Annotated in this window: 14 protein-coding genes; 12 read left to right on the plus strand and 2 right to left on the minus strand. The window is 35.3% G+C overall.

From position 1 onward, the window contains the following. The first annotated feature begins 107 nt into the window (after positions 1–107). The 11 genes from A2530_RS07215 to mltF all read left to right on the plus strand — a co-directional run bounded on the left by A2530_RS07215 (position 108) and on the right by mltF (position 13,933). The gene (locus A2530_RS07215; RefSeq protein WP_294884745.1) at positions 108–3,467 is read left to right on the plus strand and encodes a multiheme c-type cytochrome; all 3,360 of its coding nucleotides are present in this window, start codon (positions 108–110) and stop codon (positions 3,465–3,467) included. Further along, positions 3,467–4,279: an FTR1 family protein gene (locus A2530_RS07220; protein WP_294884743.1), complete on the plus strand. Its 813-nt coding sequence runs from the start codon at positions 3,467–3,469 to the stop codon at positions 4,277–4,279. Before A2530_RS07215 ends, A2530_RS07220 begins: the two co-directional genes overlap by 1 nt. Then, positions 4,266–5,660 carry an FAD-dependent oxidoreductase gene (locus tag A2530_RS07225; RefSeq protein WP_294884741.1) on the plus strand — a complete coding sequence of 465 codons (1,395 nt, stop codon included), beginning with the start codon at positions 4,266–4,268 and terminating at the stop codon, positions 5,658–5,660. The genes A2530_RS07220 and A2530_RS07225 overlap by 14 nt, the downstream gene beginning before the upstream one ends. Before the next feature lie 18 nt (positions 5,661–5,678). Further along, positions 5,679–6,257: a hypothetical protein gene (locus A2530_RS07230; RefSeq protein WP_294884740.1), complete on the plus strand. Its 579-nt coding sequence runs from the start codon at positions 5,679–5,681 to the stop codon at positions 6,255–6,257. Beyond that, on the plus strand, positions 6,202–7,461 hold the full coding sequence (locus A2530_RS07235; RefSeq protein ID WP_294884738.1) for a hypothetical protein: 1,260 nt from the start codon (positions 6,202–6,204) through the stop codon (positions 7,459–7,461). The genes A2530_RS07230 and A2530_RS07235 overlap by 56 nt, the downstream gene beginning before the upstream one ends. A 32-nt stretch (positions 7,462–7,493) precedes the next feature. Next, positions 7,494–7,727: a FeoA family protein gene (locus A2530_RS07240; RefSeq protein WP_363113984.1), complete on the plus strand. Its 234-nt coding sequence runs from the start codon at positions 7,494–7,496 to the stop codon at positions 7,725–7,727. Beyond that, the gene (gene feoB / locus A2530_RS07245) at positions 7,724–9,859 is read left to right on the plus strand and encodes a ferrous iron transport protein B (RefSeq protein WP_294884737.1); all 2,136 of its coding nucleotides are present in this window, start codon (positions 7,724–7,726) and stop codon (positions 9,857–9,859) included. The genes A2530_RS07240 and feoB overlap by 4 nt, the downstream gene beginning before the upstream one ends. A gap of 111 nt (positions 9,860–9,970) precedes the next feature. After that, complete coding sequence (locus tag A2530_RS07250; protein ID WP_294884735.1) at positions 9,971–10,486, plus strand: ferritin-like domain-containing protein; 516 nt, start codon at positions 9,971–9,973, stop codon at positions 10,484–10,486. Positions 10,487–10,547: 61 nt separating this feature from the next. Continuing rightward, complete coding sequence (locus A2530_RS07255; RefSeq protein ID WP_294884734.1) at positions 10,548–11,210, plus strand: response regulator transcription factor; 663 nt, start codon at positions 10,548–10,550, stop codon at positions 11,208–11,210. Then, positions 11,207–12,481, plus strand: coding sequence for an ArsS family sensor histidine kinase (locus A2530_RS07260; protein ID WP_294884733.1), 1,275 nt, complete (start codon positions 11,207–11,209; stop codon positions 12,479–12,481). Before A2530_RS07255 ends, A2530_RS07260 begins: the two co-directional genes overlap by 4 nt. 18 nt (positions 12,482–12,499) lie before the next feature. Next, positions 12,500–13,933, plus strand: coding sequence for a membrane-bound lytic murein transglycosylase MltF (mltF, locus tag A2530_RS07265; RefSeq protein ID WP_294884731.1), 1,434 nt, complete (start codon positions 12,500–12,502; stop codon positions 13,931–13,933). Positions 13,934–13,945: 12 nt separating this feature from the next. Here the strand turns inward: mltF and rsfS are convergent, their stop codons facing one another. Together rsfS and nadD are read right to left on the minus strand one after the other, a co-directional pair. Further along, complete coding sequence (gene rsfS / locus A2530_RS07270) at positions 13,946–14,281, minus strand: ribosome silencing factor (RefSeq protein ID WP_294884729.1); 336 nt, start codon at positions 14,279–14,281, stop codon at positions 13,946–13,948. Then, positions 14,266–14,814 (minus strand): nicotinate (nicotinamide) nucleotide adenylyltransferase, encoded by a 549-nt coding sequence (gene nadD / locus A2530_RS07275; RefSeq protein WP_294884727.1) that lies wholly within the window; start codon positions 14,812–14,814, stop codon positions 14,266–14,268. Before nadD ends, rsfS begins: the two co-directional genes overlap by 16 nt. 66 nt (positions 14,815–14,880) lie before the next feature. On the opposite strand from nadD, the gene gap reads away from it, so the two are divergent. Beyond that, positions 14,881–15,882 (plus strand): type I glyceraldehyde-3-phosphate dehydrogenase, encoded by a 1,002-nt coding sequence (gene gap / locus A2530_RS07280; RefSeq protein ID WP_294884725.1) that lies wholly within the window; start codon positions 14,881–14,883, stop codon positions 15,880–15,882. Positions 15,883–15,887: the final 5 nt, after the last annotated feature.

Here is a 15,887-nt window from a genome sequence, read left to right on the forward strand (position 1 = left end):
CTGTAAGAAGTTTATTAATAATCATTTTCATTATTAAGTAGTATTTCAAGAAAAACTCTATATAATTGATAATAATTATTATTATACTGCAAAACAGGAAAGACATTTTGAAAGTTATCTATATTACGACTGCTATAGTTTTTTTATTTATTACAGGTATTTTACAGTGGAATTTACTTGAGATAGAGTGGAAATATTTTACTTTTTTTCAAGCACTACATGTAATAAGCGCTCTTTTTATCTCTTTTTTCTTGATTATTCCATTTGTAAATATACATGTATATAAGTATAAAAAAAATATTAACTTAAAAAAGAGAAAAAATCTTGGTGCTATTTTCCTAGGCTTAATACTTCTGCTTATAACACTATCAGGTATCTATCTTTTTCTTTTTGGAAACAGAGGCGGAGATACAATCGGAATGTCATCGTTTTATATCCATTTGTACGGCTCTTTTGTTTTGATTCCTCTTTTATGGCATCATATAAAGTATTCGGCTGCAAAAATCGAGAGAAAAAAAGCAGATATCTATATGAAAGGGTTCAGGTACTCTATTGCGGCGAGTCTCTTCTTTATGGTTTTCTTCCCTACATTTGCACACTCAAGTACGAGTAGTTGTGCTTTATATCTTACAAAAGATGCAAACTATATCTACAGTGCAAACTTAGACGGAGGAAGCATTACGAAGATAGACGCACAAAGTGGTAAAAAAATCTTTGAAAAAGTACTCGGCGAAGATATAAGAAGGATAGCTTTTAAAAGTGATGAATCACTTTACGGCGTTACCGATTATATGGGAAACAGGGTAATCTTTTTAGATGCAGACAATAGAGTCGTAAAAGAGATAAAAACAAAAAACAGACCTCATGCGATAATACATGATAAAAAGAACTCATCTTTTTTCGTATCCGTTTTTGAGGACGGCGAACTTTTGGTTATAGATGATAAAACTTTGGAGATTAAAAAAACGATAAAGAGTTTAAAAACTCCAAGAGGATTGGCGCTTAGCGATGATGGAAGATTGCTTGTTTCTCACTCTATGATAGGCGTTGTTTCTATATATGACAGTAAATCTTTAAAACTTCTAAAGACTATAAAGCTTCACTCAACCCAAGACAAAGACGAGTTTGTCTCTCAAGGAGTTCCCAGACTGCTTGACGATATCGAGATAAAACCAGACGGAAGCGAAGCATGGCTGCCTCATGTGTTGTGGAACTTTGATCATCCGTTTCAGTTTCAATCAACCGTATTTCCTGCTGTTTCGGTGATATCTTTAGAAAAAGGGCAAGAGAAGGAACTTGAGCTAAATAGAAAGCATCTCTTTAAATCAATAAATATTTTGGACAATATCAATAAAACCATGATAGTTTCAAACCCCCTTGATTTGGCATTTTCCGGCGACGGGGCAAAAGCGTTCGTGACACTTTCGGGAAGCGAAGATATCATGGTGTTTGGCATAGAGAGAAGTTCCGGTTTTTCTAAAAAAAGCAGACACAGAAAAAAGTCTAAAGTAAGCGGAAGCGGTGCAAAAGCAGTGCATATTTTTAGAGCTTATCCAAACAATACAAACCCAAGAGCAATTTTGTTAAACCCAAACAATAACAATATTTATGTTCAAAATGCTTCAAGACTTGATATGACACTTCTTGATAACGGCGGTTCGCACCCTTTTGCAAGAGTTACTATGTTAAAAGACTCTTTTGCAAAGCTTGTAGAAAACGATCCTCTCTCAAAAGAGATGAGAGAAGGAAAGACTCTTTTTAACAACGCAAATACAAACACAAATAAAACTACTCCGATGAGCGGAGATTTTTGGATGAGCTGTAACTCGTGTCACTTTGAGGGTTTTAACTTTACAAACGGATTTTTATTTGAAGATAGCGTATATGATAAGAGTAAAAGAGCAAATATCGGGCATGACAATATAAAAAACTTTTTGGCAAAAGAGCCTCTTAAAAACTATGTGATAATAGCAAGAGATACCCAAGGTGGAATGGGTGCGGATAAAAAGGCGAATTTACAGCTTGTCAATCCCGATAATATGCCCAAAGAGCTAGAGCAAAAGATGCAAAGTCTCCACTCATATATCACGTCAAAAGAGAATCTTCCTTATCTCTCTACCTGGATAAAGACAGATAGAGGTAATGAGAGTTATCATCCAGAGGATTGGACTAATTCTGCTAAGTGTAAATCTTGCCATAGTGATATATTTGAGCAGTGGGCGGATTCAAACCATAAAAATTTAGTCGGCACAAATCCATACTATTTGGTTTTGGAAAATTTGGCAGCAAAGACAGAGGGCGAAGAGTTTAGAAAATGGTGTATGGGGTGTCATAATCCTTCTGCGCTCACGAGCGGAGTCGCTAAAACTACGGACACTATGAATAAATTTTTTGACAAGGGTGCAAAAAGCTTGGTAGAATCACTTGATATACACGGCAATAAAGAGCTTGAAGAGGGAGTTTCCTGCATTACATGTCATAGAATCGTAAAAGTAGAAGATACCGGAGGAAATGCAGGATACACGGTAGATATAGACAACAGAGAAAAATATAGATTTGAAGACAGTGATTCAAAACTAGGGCAGTGGCTCTCTCATAGACTTATAAACTCAAAACCAAAAATACATGCGCAAAGCTATATGAAACCGGTATATAAAGAGCCGGTGTATTGTGCTTCATGTCATGACGAGTTTTCTCCTGCCCTCGGCTCGAAGATAGTCTCTACATTTAAAGAGTGGCAGGAGTCTCCTTTTAATAACCCAGATGATTCGTCTAAACATAAAACATGTATAGATTGTCATATGACTTATATGAAAGATGGAAAATTTGCTCCTCAAATAGGACACTCGACTGATGGCGGAAAACTTAAAAAAGATGTAAAGGTTCACTATTTTGCAGGTTCTAACCATTTTCTATCGGGCTTGAAAAACAAAGAACATGAAGATCAGACATTGCAGCTTTTAAAAACCTCGGCAAAACTTGACGTCAGCGTGGAGGGCGATGAGATAAGAGTAGGCGTTACAAATGTCGGAGCAGGACATCATCTGCCTACGGGAGTTGCGGATTTTAGAGAGTTATGGCTTGAAGTGAGCGTAAAAGATGCGAAAGGAAAAACTCTTTTTGAGAGCGGAAAATTAAAAGCAGACGGAAACTTAGGCGAGGATGCAAGAGTGTTTATGAAAGTATTCGGTGATGACGAGGGTAAAAAAGTTGATCTTCTTTTTTGGAAATATACAAAGATGCTAAGCGATACCAGAATACCCGCAGGCAAAAGACGAGAAGAGGTCTATAAAACGGATGTTTTAAGTAAAGCAGAGTATCCGCTACATGTAGGCGTAAAGCTGAATTTCAGAGTATATCCTCAGTGGGTTACCGATGCCGTAAAAAAAAGTTATCCTCAGCTTCCAAATCCGCAGGTAATAGAGATTGGCAGAGTAGAAAAAAAATTTAACGGAGACAATAAATAATGTTAGCAAGTTTTTTAATCACGTTCAGAGAAGGGTTGGAAGCTTTCTTGATTGTAGGAATAATTTTGTCTTATTTGGGCAAGATGGACGTTACAAAGTACAATAAATTTGTATATGCAGGTGTGTTTTTAGGCATAGCAGTCTCATTTGTTATAGCTTATATCTTTCAAGTCGTTATTTATGATATAGAGGATGAGGGTTATCAACATTATCTTATGATAACTATTTTGCTTTTTGCCACGGCGGTGCTATCTTATATGGTAATATGGATGGCAAATCAATCCAGAGAGATAAAGGGCGAAATGGAGCATCATTTAGACAGGCTGATAACGACTGAGAATATCGCAGGAATGGTTTTTTTAGCCTTTTTAGCAGTACTTAGAGAAGGCGTGGAGACTGTTTTGTTTTTCTCTTCTCTTACCATAGGCGAGAACATGACTATACAAGAGGGGATAATCGGCGCAGTATCAGGACTTTTGCTCTCTTTGGCACTCGTTTACGCTTTGATGAGAGGAGTTAAAAATATTCCTATAAAAGAGTTTTTCAAGTACAGCGCTCTTTTGATACTTATCATCGCAGGAGGTCTTTTTGGAAGCGCCGTCTCTATGATGCAGGCAACAAATATACTGCCTACTTTTGTTCCGGTTATTTATGATATATCTTATATTTTGGACGATAGAAGCACTTTTGGAATCTTTTTAAGAGCACTGTTTGGTTACAACTCCTCGCCCTCGCTTCTTCATTTTGCTTCTTGGCTCTCTTACATGAGTATAGCTATTTTTTTATGGACAAAGACATATGCAAAAAAGTGATGTTGTAATTATAGGTGCAGGAGTAAGCGGACTTATAGCAGGTATAAAACTGCTTCAAGGCGGCAAAAGCGTCAATATAATAGAAAAAGAGAGCGAAGTCGGCGGTCAATGCAGAAGCGAACGCTTTAGTGTTAAAGATGACGAGTATAGATTTGACTACGGCGGACATAGATTTATAACAAACAATAAAGAACTGCTTGATTTTGTAGAGGAGATACTAGGCGACAACCTTTTGGTATCGCAGAGAAGTTCGGTTATCTTGCATAAAAACAGGGTTTACGATTATCCTCTCAATCTGGCAAATCTTCTAAAAAAAGCCCCTTTTTGGCTGCTTTTTGGAGCATTTATAGATACGCTTAAAATCTTTTTGAAATTCACGAAACCTGACGATAAAAGTTTTGAGAGTTGGATAAAATCAAGATTCGGCAAGACCCTTTACGACAACTTTTTCGCTCCATATACGCATAAGCTCTGGGGTATAAAACCATCTAAGTTAAGCGCAGATTGGGCAGGACAGAGGATATCTCTGCTGGATTTAAAGGATGTTTTTAAAAGGCTTCTTTTTAAAAACAAAAACAGCGTAAGAACATACGCCAAAAGTTACAGATATCCAAAGTACGGATTTGGGCAGTTGCCTCTGAATATGGCTAAAAAATTTGAAGAGTTAGGCGGTAAAATATTTGTAGATACAGATGTTTCGGCATTTGAGTATGATGAAAATAGAATCAAGTCCGTAGTTACAAAAGATGAGGTGTTTGAGGCAAAAGATATTATCTCGACAATGCCGCTAAATGAGATGAGTTCAAAGTTGGGTTACGAGAGCGGACTGAAGTTTAGAAGTTTGAGATTTTTGTGTCTTGCACTCGATATGGAAGATTTTTCTCCTTATACATGGCAGTATGTAAGTGATTTTGAACTCTTGCCTACTAGAATACAAGAGCCAAAAAGAAGGTCTTCTTACATGTCGCCTGTATCAAAAAGCTCTATCATGCTTGAAATACCGTGTGACAAGGGTGACGATATCTGGAATATGGATAAAGAAGAGTTGCTTAAAATCGTAAAAGCCGACCTTAAAGAGCTTAATTTTGATATTGAAGATAAAATAGCGGACTCGTTTGTGTTTGAGACAGAACATGCTTATACCTTGATGGATATAAAATATAAAGACAACAGGGATAGAGCTATATCTCATCTAAATAGATTTGAAAACCTAGTAATCGCAGGAAGACAGGGAACTTTTAGATATATTTTCTTAGATACGGCAATGGAGACGGGACTTATGGCGGCAAAGATGATTTTGGGCGATAGTGAGATTACAAAAGATAAAATCTTTAATCACAGAAACGAAAAAGAGGTTATTGAAACCAAAAGCGTAGCTTAAATTTAACAAAGGATTGATATGAAGTTTATACATGTAGTGTTTTTAAATATGTTTTTTGTCTTTTTAGGAGTATTTGAACTTAGCGCATATTCGTATGCGGCAGCCGGAAAAGAGCCGACAATCGATGCAAAAGAGAGGATTGTCGGAGCGATAAATAGAGACGATTTTTCGGATGCAAAGAAGATATTTGCGGAGTACGAACAAAACTACCGATATCTAAACGATGATTTTGTAAAGGGTCTATATGACGGTCTGAAAAACTCTATAGAACAAAAAGACAAAGCCAAGAGCGTAAAATATCTCGAACTCTCTTTGGCTGCCGAAATTCAAAGACGAATAGAGGGCGGATTTAAAAACATCGACAATTATAATGTAGCAAAAGTGATGCTTGCAAAAGCGAACAAATTTTACAAACTGCTCTCTATTTCACTGGATAAAAGCGTCGATGAAAAATTGAAAAATTCCATCAAAAGCTGCAATGAAGCTATAGGCAACCCGGGACTTTTCGGTGTTGGAAGCAAGAGTGCGGATAAAGAAGCGTATGCAAAATATCAAAAAATCATCGTCGATATCGTTCAGTCACTTATATCTTTATAGGATATCTGTACTCGTACTGAGCGTTTTACATGTAGCATATATATTTTCTTACGAGCCGTCTTTTTATAATGACGACTCTCTTTTTTTATCAAGGGGAATTTTAGATTTTAGTGTTATAGATTTTTCCCCACATTTTCCAGGATACCCGACTCTTATCATCTTGGCTAAGGGTATAAACTTTTTTGTAGAAGACAGCAAATACTCTCTTTTTGTTTTAACCTCTCTTTGCGGCTCTTTTTTGCCTATGATAATATTTTTATATATCAGAGAGCTTAGTAATGAAAAAACGGCTTTTATAACTTTTTTACTGATTATCAGTTCGCCTTATCTGATAAATATATCTTTAAGTATGTTAAGCGAGAGCGTAGGGCTTTTTTTCTTCTTTTTATCTCTTTACATGTTGGAGATAAAAAGGTACAAACTAACCGGTTTTATACTTAGCGTGTCGCTGTTTGCAAGACCTTCGTATTTGGTTTTGTTTTTAGTTTTAATCTTGTATCTAAGGGTATTTAAAAAAGAGTCGTTCAAAGAGGTTATGCTTTTTTTTGTTTTAGTAACGGCTCTTTTTTTACTTTACCTTCTTGCAATGGACGGCTTTTTATACTTTTATGAAGCAAAAAGGTTCTTAAGTGGACACTTTAACGTATGGGGAGTAGGACAAAACAGCGATAGTAACTGGTTTAATCAAATATTTGCAACTCCCAACCTGCCTTTTATCTTTTTATTATTTATATTGTTTAGATATAACAAGAACTTTCTGCCTCTTTACATGTTGTTTTTTTCATACCTTTTATGGATGCTAATAGCCCAAAATCCCGACAATTTAAGACATCTTGTTCCTTTGGTTTTTATAGGATATCTGTTTTTAGCAGATATTTTGCAAAAACAAAAGATACTCTTGCTTCTTATCTTGGGGTTCAATCTCTTTTTCGTATTTAAATATGATGCGAAACTCTCTCCGATGGATCAGATAATAGTACATGTAAAAGATAGTGACGAAGTTATCTTTAGCAACAGATCAGTAGAAATACTGCGAGAGTCTGGTTTTAGAGTTTTTGACAACTACTACACAAACAGCTCGGACTATTACATGCAAAACACTAAGAGTTGTATTATAACCGCGACGAAACCTCAAAAAAGCGACTATAAAGTCTTTGGCGGAAGGTTTGTCGGCGAGAGAGATTTGTATTTAACTTGCCGTTAGTTATAATTGCACAAAAAAATAGAAAGTTAATTATGTCTATTAAAAAATTAAGCGAATGTAAAAAAGCTTGTATTGTAAAAGTTGTCAAGTTAAATGCCGATTCTGAACTAAAACAGAGACTTATATCTTTTGGAATTATGAAAGATACGGTAGTAGAAGTTTTAGAACATGCTCCCGCTAAAAGTACAATAGAGATTAAAGTGGGCAAAATGAGAATCGCACTGCGTGCTAAAGAAGCGGAACTCGTAGAGGTAGAAAAAGTATGATTAAAAATACAAAAACCTGTCCGATAACCGCAAAACATATTAAAGTAGCACTTGTCGGTCAGCCAAACGTAGGCAAAAGTATGCTTATCAACTCTATATCAAATGCACATCTACATGTAGGAAATTTTACGGGAGTAACAGTCGAGAAGAGCGAAGTACTTTTTGACTATAAAGATTATCACTTTACGGTAGTCGATTTGCCCGGAACTTATGCGCTAAACGACTATACGATAGAAGAGAGAGTAACAAGTGAGTATCTATCAAGCGGTTATTATGATTTGATTATAAATGTTGTTGACTCCACAAATCTTCAAAAAAACCTTCAGCTAACCTCTGAGCTTATGAGTGTCGGCAAAAAAATGATGGTTGCACTAAATATGAGCGATGAGGCAAAAAAAGAGGGTATCGAAATAGACAATAAGTACATGTCGGAACTTTTGGGATTTGCTTGTGTTAAAGTCTCTGCCGCTACAAAAGAGGGCATAGCTGAGCTTATAGAGGCTATGATACAAGAATATGAAAATGAGGCTATGGAGTATAAGCTTATTTTTAGCGAGGCAGTTGAAGAGGAGATTTTAATAATAGCAGATTATCTGGCAAAACATAAATATGAAGATGAAAACTCATATAGAAATATAGCGATAAATCTTCTTAAAAACAATAGGAAAACTTATGCAAAGCTCCATGACGACCCTATTTGGACAGAGTTACAGCCGATTCTCATAGAAGCGTCAAAGCATATAGAACTTCACCATGACAGCAATGATATAAAAGAGGCTTTTGCTTCTGAGTATGCTTCGTTTAACAGAGGAGTAGCGGCAGAGGTATTAAAGCAGGAGAAAGAGGATGAGAAAAAAACAATTACCGATAAAATAGATTCTATACTTATACACCAAACATTGGGTATTCCGATATTTCTTTTTTTGATGTGGGCTCTTTTTCAACTTACTTTTGAGATAGGCTCAATTCCTATGGATTGGATTGATGCATTTTTTGGTTGGCTTGGAGATACGATAGGTGCGACAATATCAAATGACGATGTTCGTTCTCTTGTTGTTGATGGAATCATTTCAGGTGTGGGAGCGGTTGTATTGTTTGTTCCAAATATTGTAATTCTCTTTATCGGAATTGCACTTTTAGAGAGTACCGGCTACATGTCAAGAGTTGCATTTTTACTTGATGGATTTTTTCATAAATTTGGTCTTCACGGGCAATCGTTCATACCGCTTGTGACTGGATTTGGATGTTCTATTCCAGCTTACATGTCGGCTCGAATCTTAAAAAACGACCGTGACAGACTACTTACTCTTTTTATAATCGGTTTTATGAGCTGCGGAGCAAGACTTCCCGTTTACGTGCTTTTTGCAGGAGCATTTTTTTCCGAATCAATGGCGGGAAATGTTCTTTTTGCTATCTATATAATGGGAGCGATGTTGGGACTTATTGCGGCAAAGATACTAAAACTGACTGCATTTAAGGGCATAGACGAGCCTTTTGTTATGGAGATGCCAAAATATAGACTTCCGTCTTTAAAACTTATTTGGCATACGGTTGTTACAAAAACATTAATGTATCTGAAAAAAGCAGGTACTTTTATTGCCACGGCTTCTATGCTTGTATGGTTTGCGAGTAACTATCCGCATAACTTAGAGCTAAAAGAGCAGTATGACGTAAAAATAGAAAATGCACAGAGCAAAGAGAATAAACAGGAGTTGCAGAATAAGTTTTTAGAGGCTAATTTAGAACAGAGTTATTTAGGTCAAATAGGTAAATTTACGGAGCCTCTGTTTGCGCCGCTTGGGTTTGACTGGAAAATGAGCGTAGCCCTTCAAACAGGACTTGCGGCAAAAGAAGTCGTTGTTTCAACACTTGGTGTTTTATACTCTTTAGGTAATGAGGTTGATGAGCAAAACAGCTCGTTAAAAGAGATAATATCAAAAAATATTTCGTTTGCTTCTGCCGTTGCTTTTATAGTAGTTGTTATGATATATCTTCCTTGTTTAGCAGCTTCAGTTGTCTTTACGCGTGAGGCAGGCGGTATAAAATACTTTTTTTATCTCTTGATATTTACTTCTATAGCGGCATATTCATTGGCATTTATAGCTTATAACTTTACAAAACTTCTTATATAAGGAGAAGTTTCTCTTTTATTTAAGAAAAAAATAATTAGTTGATAATTATTTTATTTTAAGATGCAGACTACTATACTCTCTTAAGCGTAATATTTTTTTAAAGGATTTAAGATGGCTAAGTACGGGAATTCAATTATTAAAGGTTTGGAGATAAGTGACATAATAACTGCTCTAAATAAGGCTTATGCAGATGAGTGGCTTGCATATTACCAATATTTTATTGAAGCAAAAGTCGTAAAAGGAATAATGAAAGATGCGGCAATTGTCGAACTTACGCAACATGCGGCAGATGAGCTTAGACATGCAACTTTGGTTGCAGACAGAATAATACAGCTTGGAGGTACGCCGTTACTTAATCCAAAAGATTGGTTTACAAATACTAGTTGCGGATATGAAGAGCCAAAAGAGTTTGACGTTGTAAAAATTCTTCAAGACTCTATAAAAGGTGAGCAGTGTGCTATATCTATCTACTCTCATCTTGTCGATATGACAAGAGATAAAGATATCGTTACTTATGATATAGTATCTCAAATTTTGGCTGATGAGGTTGAACATGAAGAGGATTTGCAAGCACTGCATGATGATATTACAGAGTTTATTGAAGATTTAAAAAAGTCAATGAAATAATGAAAATCATAATTTCTTTGTCGTTAACTACTTATTAGTTGATATCTGTTAAGATGCATTTATGAAAAAAATATTAATGATTGAAGATGACTTGGAACTAGCAGAGATATTAACGGAATATCTTGGGCAGTTTGGGTTTGAGGTCGTCACAGAAGATGACCCTTTTAAGGCCGTAAGTATATTGAAGTTGGAACCGTTTGATTTGGTTATTTTGGATTTGACTCTTCCGGGTATGGATGGTTTGGAAGTTTGTGAAGCTATCCGCGAGAGACAGGATATTCCTATTATTATCTCATCTGCTAGAAGCGATGTCACGGATAAAGTAAAAGCACTTGAACTTGGCGCTGATGATTATATCCCAAAACCTTACGACCCTAGAGAGCTTGAAGCTAGAATCCACTCGGTGTTAAGACGCTATGAGGCAAAATCGCAACAAAAAGAGGAATCAAAAAGCGATTTTAAATGCGATATTTCTTCTATGATGATAACTTATAAGGGCAGAAATATCGACCTTACTAATGCCGAATTTGGAATTTTGTCATATATGATTGCAAAACAGGGTCTGGTTGTTTCAAGAGAAGATTTAATTCACAATGTCAATGCGATAAATGAGGATTCATCAAATAAAAGTATTGATGTAATGGTTGGGCGAATAAGAAACAAACTTGGAGATAAATCTCTTATAGAGTCAGTTAGAGGTGTCGGGTACAAACTTCTTAAATGAAAAAACATGCTGTTTTAATTACTGTTTTATTTGCTCTAATTGTTACGTTAGTGAGTGTAAGCGTAGTATTTTGGGAGTTTTTTAAACAAAACAAACAGCACTACATAAGCCATATATTTGCAAAACATGCGATTATAACCCAAATATACCGTCAGCATCAACAAAAACAAAATCCCCAAATTATGCTTGAAGCAAATTTGGCGGTATATAATTTTGTACTTGAAAAAGATCAAAAAGTGATAGATATCATTCTTAAAAACGCAAAGGTTTTAAAGAAAAAAGATTTTCAAAGTGTTGATGCTTCCGTAATGTTATCAAGGGAGGGTTTATATACTAAAAAAGTCGTAACTGATTTAACTGCGAATATGCTTCAATTTAATAAAAAAATATATTTTTATATAGAAGCCCCGGCGTCTTCGGTACTGATTCTTGATGAAGAGCTAAAACCATACAGATATTGGAGTGTTGCTTACTCCTACTTAGCAATTATTTTTATAATCTCTTTTTCTTTTATTTTAATTTTACGAAAACTAAGACCTCTAATTAGGCTTAGAAAAAAGATTGCACTTTACGGTGATGGGAATATGAATATATCCTTTAAAGCAAAAGGGTGTGATGAGATAGCATTAATTTCAAATGAGCTTGAAGCTACAAGAGAAAAGATTAACGTAATTTTAGAATCGCGAACTCTTTTTTTAAGAAATATTATGCATGAGTTAAAAACTCCAATAGCAAAAGGGACAATTGCAACTCAAATGCTTGAATCTAAAAAACAAAGAGACAGATTCAGCTCGATTTTTGGTCGCCTTGAATCATTGGTAAATGAATTTGCTCTCATAGAAGAGGTTACAAGTCTTGGAGACAAGACGGATTTTAAAGAGTATCGTTTGGTAGATATTATTGACGGTGCTATAGATATGGCGATGATAGAGAGAACTTCTATAACGGTTTATGTAGATGCCGGATATAAAATAAATGCAAATTATAGACTTTATACTACGGCAATTAAAAATATGATAGACAACGGTATAAAGTATTCAACCGATTCACATGTAAAAATTTTGATAAAAAATTCTGAGCTATCTTTTGAAAGCAAAGGAGAGTGCATTGCTCATCCTCTTCAGTACTATATAGAACCCTTTACAAAAGACAATCCTTCAAAAAATAGTTTTGGACTTGGTTTATATCTTGTGGATTCCATTTTAAAAGTGCATAATCAAGTTTTAGCACATGAATATGAAAACGGTATAAATCGTTTTATATTCGCATAAGTTTTTAATTGTAAACTAATGAACATGGATAGATATTTTAGAATCACGGTATTTCTATTTTTTGCTATATCTTTTTTTACTTTCGGATGGCTTAGCCATACTGCATATACTCCTATTCACAAAATAAAAGCGCCGTCTATACTAGATAATATAAAGGCAAATAAATATCTAAATGTAGTATTATTAAACTCCCCTTCTACTTATTATATAGGCTCGGATGAACCAAAAGGTTTTGAGTACGATCTTCTTAAAGCTTATGCAAAATACTTGGGCGTTGACTTAAATATAACAAGTGCAAATACTACTAAAGAGGCGATAGAGTTAAGTAAAAATCCCGATATTCATATAACTTCCGCATCTTTAGCAAAAACACCTTTACGAGAAAAAAATTTTAATTTTGGACCATCATATTTTGAGGTTCAAGAACAGGTTGTTTGCTATAGAGGAATGTTATGGAACGGTGTTTTTCCAAGAAATATAGAAGATTTGGCAGGACTGAAAATTGTTGTAGGGGAAGAGACAAGTTATAATGAAACTATAGAATTACTCAAATCTGACGGTTTTGACATCAATGCAACATATACTTCCGAATACTCAACAGAAGAGCTTTTGGCAAAAGTTGCTTCAAATGAGATAGATTGCACGATAGCAGATTCAAATATATACGCACTAAATCAACGCTATTTTCCAAAAATAGCTCTTGCCTTTTCAATAAGCAATAGAGAGCAGTTAGCATGGGTTTTAGCACCGAATTCAAAAGAGCTTGAAGCCGACATGTACTCATGGCTTAATGGGTTTAATCAAAGCGGTGAGATGGCACGACTAAAAGACCATTACTACAGCTTTGCATTCTTTTTTGATTATTACGACACTAAAATGTTTTATGAAAGAATAAAAACAAGACTTCCGGAGTATAAAAATTATTTTCAAGAATACGGAGATAAATATAATATCTCTTGGTCTATTTTAGCCGCTCAATCATATCAAGAGTCACACTGGAATCCAAAAGCAAAAAGTTATACGGGAGTAAGAGGACTTATGATGCTAACTCAAACAACCGCGGCTCATATTGGAGTAAAAGATTTACTTGACCCAAAACAGAGTATAGAGGGCGGAGCTAAACATCTCAATGAGATGATAAAACTTGTTTCACCTGAGGTTGAAGGAGAAGATCGTCTAAAATTCGCTTTAGCGGCGTACAATATCGGGATGGGACATATTTTTGATGCACAGATATTGACCCAGAATATGGGTCTAAATAAAAATGTTTGGAATGATTTGAAAAAAGCTCTGCCTTTGCTTGAACAGAAAAAATATTACAAAACATTAAAACATGGCTATGCAAGGGGCAGCGAGCCTGTAAAATATGTGGACTCTATATATGATTATAGAGATATCTTACAAAAAAGCAACGATGAACTTCTTTTAAATAAGCAAGAGGTAAAAAAATAAAATATTTTTTATTTATAGAATCGAACCCTCTTTACCGTCCGCCAAAGAACTTAAAAAACTCTCCATATCATACTTAACTCTATATTCAGGTGTCATAATATGAATAAGAATATCGCCTAGGTCAACAACAATCCACTCCGGACTCTCATCAATATTGTTGAATTTCTCCGCCGGCTTTAGCTCTTTTTTTAGATGATCAAGCAGAGCTGCCGTATGTCTTGAACCCAGAGATGACGCAATAATAGCGTAATCTACAAAGTAGTTTTTTTCTCTAAGGTCAAAAACCTCTATATTTTCTGCTTTATTTTTATCTAAAACTTGTGTTATTTTCTCTATTGTGTTTTGCAATGGTTTTCCTTGTAAAAATTATATATCTCTTTTGCGCATTTTTTCGGTAATTTCGATATCTCTACTTTTTCTCTAAGATTTGTTGATGAAATATTCTCATCTACATTTAATCTTAAAAACCCTTTTGGAATCTCAATAGCATCTCTTGGTGCTATAATAAAAGTTACTAACTCTTTAAGTTCTTCATACCTATTCCACATGTGGAGCGACGCAAGATTGTCGGCACCGATTACCAGATATATTTTTTTATAACTTTTTAAAAGGTGTTTAACTGTTTCTATTGTCGCAACCTGCTTCTCTTGAAGGGCTTCATAGTTTGATACTTCAACATTATTATATTCGCTAAAAATCTCTTTTAACCATTTCATCCTAAGAGATGAAGGAGCATAAAAATTAGACTTGAACGGATTTAGAAATGTCGGCATTACTATTATTTTGTCAATATCTTTGAATTTTCTCAAAGCCCCAACTATAGCCTCATGACCGATGTGCGGCGGGTCAAACGAGCCGCCAAAAAGTGCGATTGTATCCATATTTAAAGCGAATTATAACTAAGTTTAGGTAAAATTGCCCAATTTTTATTTTAATTAGGAAATATAATGGCATTAAAAATAGCAATTAACGGATTTGGTAGAATCGGTCGCTGTGTAGCTCGTATAGCTGCAAGTAGAAATGACGTAGAAATTGTAGCTATAAATGACATGGCAAGCATGGATATGATGCTGTATCTTCTTAAAAATGATTCTGTTCACGGGACATTTAACAGTGATGTAGTTCAACTAGATGATGAAAATATCAGTATTGACGGTAAAAAAATCAGAGTTTTTAGCGATAGAGACCCTAAAAATTTAAAGTTTGCCGATTGCGGTGCAGATATGGTTTTAGAGTGTACGGGAGTGTTTTTGACTCAAGAATCTGCTCAGATACATATAGACAACGGTGTAGAAAAAGTTCTATTTTCGGCTCCTTCAAAAGATAAAGATACCGCAACGTTCGTTATGGGCGTAAATGAGCATCTGTACGAGGGACAAAAAATCGTCTCAAATGCTTCATGTACTACAAACTGCCTTGGACCAGTGGCAAAAGTGCTTGATGATGCCTTTGGAATTGAAAAAGGACTTATGACGACTATTCACTCATACACGAATGACCAAAATATCTTAGATGTAAAGCACTCAAAAGATAAACGTCGCGCTCGTGCAGGTGCAATCAATATGATACCTACAACAACAGGAGCGGCAAAGGCTATCGGTCTTGTTCTTCCTCAACTTGTCGGAAAGCTTCACGGGCAAAGTGTTCGTGTTCCGACACCGGATGTTTCTATGGTTGATTTGAATGTAGTTGTTAAAAAGAAAACTACAAAAGATGAAGTAACGCGTGTGTTTAACGAAATGGCAGATACAAGCTTAAAAGGGCTTCTTTTAATGGATAAAGAGATGAGAGTCTCTCAAGATTTTGTGGGTAGTACATACAGCTCGATTGTTGCCGAAGATTTAACGCAGGTAATTGATGGAGATATGGTTAAGATAATGGCTTGGTATGATAATGAGTGGGGTTACTCTTCAAGACTTATAGATATGGCTCTTCATATTAGTAAATAGGACAA

Source organism: Sulfurimonas sp. RIFOXYD2_FULL_34_21 (assembly GCF_001830805.1).
Classification (GTDB): Bacteria; Campylobacterota; Campylobacteria; order Campylobacterales; family Sulfurimonadaceae; genus Sulfurimonas.

Excerpts from the sequence above, each read along its gene's own strand:
- A2530_RS07220 (WP_294884743.1), top strand. The coding sequence starts at position 3,467 with ATGTTAGCAAGTTTTTTAATCACGTTCAGAGAAGGGTTGGAAGCTTTC.
- A2530_RS07225 (WP_294884741.1), top strand. The coding sequence starts at position 4,266 with ATGCAAAAAAGTGATGTTGTAATTATAGGTGCAGGAGTAAGCGGACTT.
- A2530_RS07230 (WP_294884740.1), top strand. The coding sequence starts at position 5,679 with ATGAAGTTTATACATGTAGTGTTTTTAAATATGTTTTTTGTCTTTTTA.
- A2530_RS07235 (WP_294884738.1), top strand. The coding sequence starts at position 6,202 with ATGCAAAATATCAAAAAATCATCGTCGATATCGTTCAGTCACTTATAT.
- A2530_RS07240 (WP_363113984.1), top strand. The coding sequence starts at position 7,494 with ATGTCTATTAAAAAATTAAGCGAATGTAAAAAAGCTTGTATTGTAAAA.
- feoB (WP_294884737.1), top strand. The coding sequence starts at position 7,724 with ATGATTAAAAATACAAAAACCTGTCCGATAACCGCAAAACATATTAAA.
- A2530_RS07250 (WP_294884735.1), top strand. The coding sequence starts at position 9,971 with ATGGCTAAGTACGGGAATTCAATTATTAAAGGTTTGGAGATAAGTGAC.
- A2530_RS07255 (WP_294884734.1), top strand. The coding sequence starts at position 10,548 with ATGAAAAAAATATTAATGATTGAAGATGACTTGGAACTAGCAGAGATA.
- A2530_RS07260 (WP_294884733.1), top strand. The coding sequence starts at position 11,207 with ATGAAAAAACATGCTGTTTTAATTACTGTTTTATTTGCTCTAATTGTT.
- mltF (WP_294884731.1), top strand. The coding sequence starts at position 12,500 with ATGAACATGGATAGATATTTTAGAATCACGGTATTTCTATTTTTTGCT.
- nadD (WP_294884727.1), bottom strand. The coding sequence starts at position 14,814 with ATGGATACAATCGCACTTTTTGGCGGCTCGTTTGACCCGCCGCACATC.
- gap (WP_294884725.1), top strand. The coding sequence starts at position 14,881 with ATGGCATTAAAAATAGCAATTAACGGATTTGGTAGAATCGGTCGCTGT.